Raw genomic sequence first — 2,293 nt, forward strand, 5'->3', positions numbered from 1 at the left:
ACTGGGACGACAGCGACGACTGGGACGACAGCGACGACTGGGACGACACCGACGACTCCGACGAGCTCGACGACGATGACGGCTGAAGTCCTCGCCCGCCCGGTTTGCGAGGATGCTCCCCAGTCGTCCCCGGAGCAGCCCATGGCCCGCCGTCCCACCGCCCGCACGCGGATCGTCGGCTGGGTGCTGCTCCTGGTCCTGGCCTCGCTCGGGATCGTCACGCTCGTGACCTGGCGGCTGCTCGTCGCGGAGACCGACGAGCGGATGGACGAGTCGCTGCGCGCCGAGGTCGGTGAGTTCGCCCGGATCACCGAGTCCGGCCTCGACCCGGCGACCGGGCTGCGGTTCGCCACCGTGGACGAGGTGCTGCGCACCGCGATCACCTACAACCTGGCCCGCCCCAACGAGAAGTTCCTCGGCTACGTCGACGGCACGTTCCGTTGGGAGAGCCGCCAGCAGGCCCCCGTGCTGCTGCGCGAGGACGCCGGGTTCACCGCGCTCGCGGGCGGCGTGACCGCCCCGGTCGGCGGGACGTACGACAGCGCCGCGGGCGAGGTCCGCTACCTCGCCGTGCCGGTGGAGCTCGCCGGGGACCCGGCGCGCGCGGTCGTCGTGGTGGCGTACTTCGCGGACCAGGAACGAGCCTTCGCCGACCGCGCCGCACTGCTCATGCTGCTCGTCGGCGTGGGGACGACGGTGCTGGTCGCGGCCGGTGCGTGGCTCGTCGCGGGGCGGATCCTGCGGCCCCTGCGGGCGGTCACGGCGACCGCGCGGAGCATCACCGACACCGATCTCTCGGGGCGGATCCCGGTGCGCGACGGCCCGGACGACGAGGTCGGCGAGCTGACCCGCACCGTCAACGCGATGCTGGACCGGGTCGAGGCCGGGGTGGACGCCCAGCGTCGGTTCGTCGACGACGCGGGCCACGAGCTGCGCACACCGATCACGATCGTCCGGGGCCACCTCGAGGTGCTCGACCCGGCGGACCCGAGGGACGTCCGGGACACCGTCCGGCTGGTCGACGACGAGTTGGACCGGATGAACGGCATGGTCACCGACCTGCTCCTGCTGGCGAAGGCGGAGCAGCCGGAGTTCGTGTCGCCGCGCGAGGTCGCCGTCGCGGAGCTCACCGCGGAGCTGTTCGACAAGGTCCGCGGGCTCGGCGACCGGGGCTGGGTGCTGGAGACGGCCGCGGACGTCGACGCGGTGCTGGACCCGCAGCGCGTCACGCAGGCGGTGGTGGCGTTGGCGGACAACGCGACCCGCTTCACCCGCCCCGGTGACCGGATCGCGCTCGGCTCGCAGGTCTCCGGCGGGGAGCTGCGGCTGTGGGTCGCCGACAGCGGACCGGGGGTCGCCGTCGAGGACCGGGACCGGGTGTTCCGGCGGTTCGCCCGCGCCGCGGGCCCGCACTCGGAGGGCGCCGGTCTGGGCCTGTCCATCGTGGACGCCATCGCCACCGCCCACGGCGGTCGGGTGCTGTTGAACAGCGTCCCCGGCCGCGGGGCGACCTTCACCCTCGTCCTGCCGGGAGTGCACGCGTGAGGATCCTGATCGCGGAGGACGAGCCGCGGATCGCGGCGTTCGTGGAGAAGGGTCTGTCGGCCAACGGGTTCGCCGTCACCACGGTCGGCGACGGGCCCGCGGCCCACGACTACGCCCTCACCGGCGACTTCGACCTCCTGGTCCTCGACATCGGGCTGCCCGGGATGGACGGCTTCGAGGTGCTCGCCGCACTGCGGGGCAGCGGGTCGACGTTGCCGGTGATCATCCTGACGGCACGGGACAGCGTGCGGGACACCGTGGCGGGCCTGGAGAACGGCGCGGACGACTACATGCCGAAGCCGTTCCGGTTCGAGGAGCTCCTCGCCCGGGTCCGGCTGCGGCTGGCCCCCGAGCGGACCGCCGCCCTCACGGTCCTGGCCTGCGGCGGGCTGTCGCTGGACCTCCGCACCCGCCGGGCCACGACGGGCGGGCGCGCGGTCGACCTGTCCGCGCGCGAGTTCGCGCTGGCCGAGGCCTTCCTGCGGCACCCGGGCCAGGTGCTGTCCCGGGAGCAGCTGCTCAGCCACGTCTGGGGCTACGACTTCGACCCGGGGTCCAACGTCGTCGACGTCTACGTCCGCTACCTGCGCCGCAAGATCGGCCCGGACCGCATCGCGACGGTCCGCGGGATGGGCTACCGGCTGGACGACCTGCCCTGACGGGGGGCCGCCCAGCCGCACATCTCGTCGTCGAGCAGGTCGAGCGCGCACGCCTGCCGGATCTGGGCCCGCACGCTGCGGGGCAGCCG

At 73.9% G+C, this 2,293-nt stretch carries 2 protein-coding genes; both read left to right on the forward strand.

Annotated features, from left to right (window positions below; all coding sequences use genetic code 11):
- Nucleotides 1–141 precede the first annotated feature (141 nt).
- A complete protein-coding gene (locus H5J29_RS29660; protein WP_181784273.1) occupies nt 142–1,545 on the forward strand; it encodes a sensor histidine kinase in 1,404 nt (467 codons plus the stop codon).
- On the forward strand, nt 1,542–2,204 hold the full coding sequence (locus tag H5J29_RS29665) for a response regulator transcription factor (RefSeq protein WP_181784274.1): 663 nt from the start codon (nt 1,542–1,544) through the stop codon (nt 2,202–2,204). Before H5J29_RS29660 ends, H5J29_RS29665 begins: the two co-directional genes overlap by 4 nt.
- Nucleotides 2,205–2,293 lie beyond the last annotated feature (89 nt).

Origin of the sequence: Pseudonocardia pini, assembly GCF_013870575.1 — a bacterium.
In the GTDB taxonomy this organism is placed as follows: Bacteria; Actinomycetota; Actinomycetes; order Mycobacteriales; family Pseudonocardiaceae; genus Pseudonocardia; species Pseudonocardia pini.

Coding starts and splice junctions, on each gene's coding strand:
- H5J29_RS29660 (WP_181784273.1), top strand. CDS start 142: ATGGCCCGCCGTCCCACCGCCCGCACGCGGATCGTCGGCTGGGTGCTG.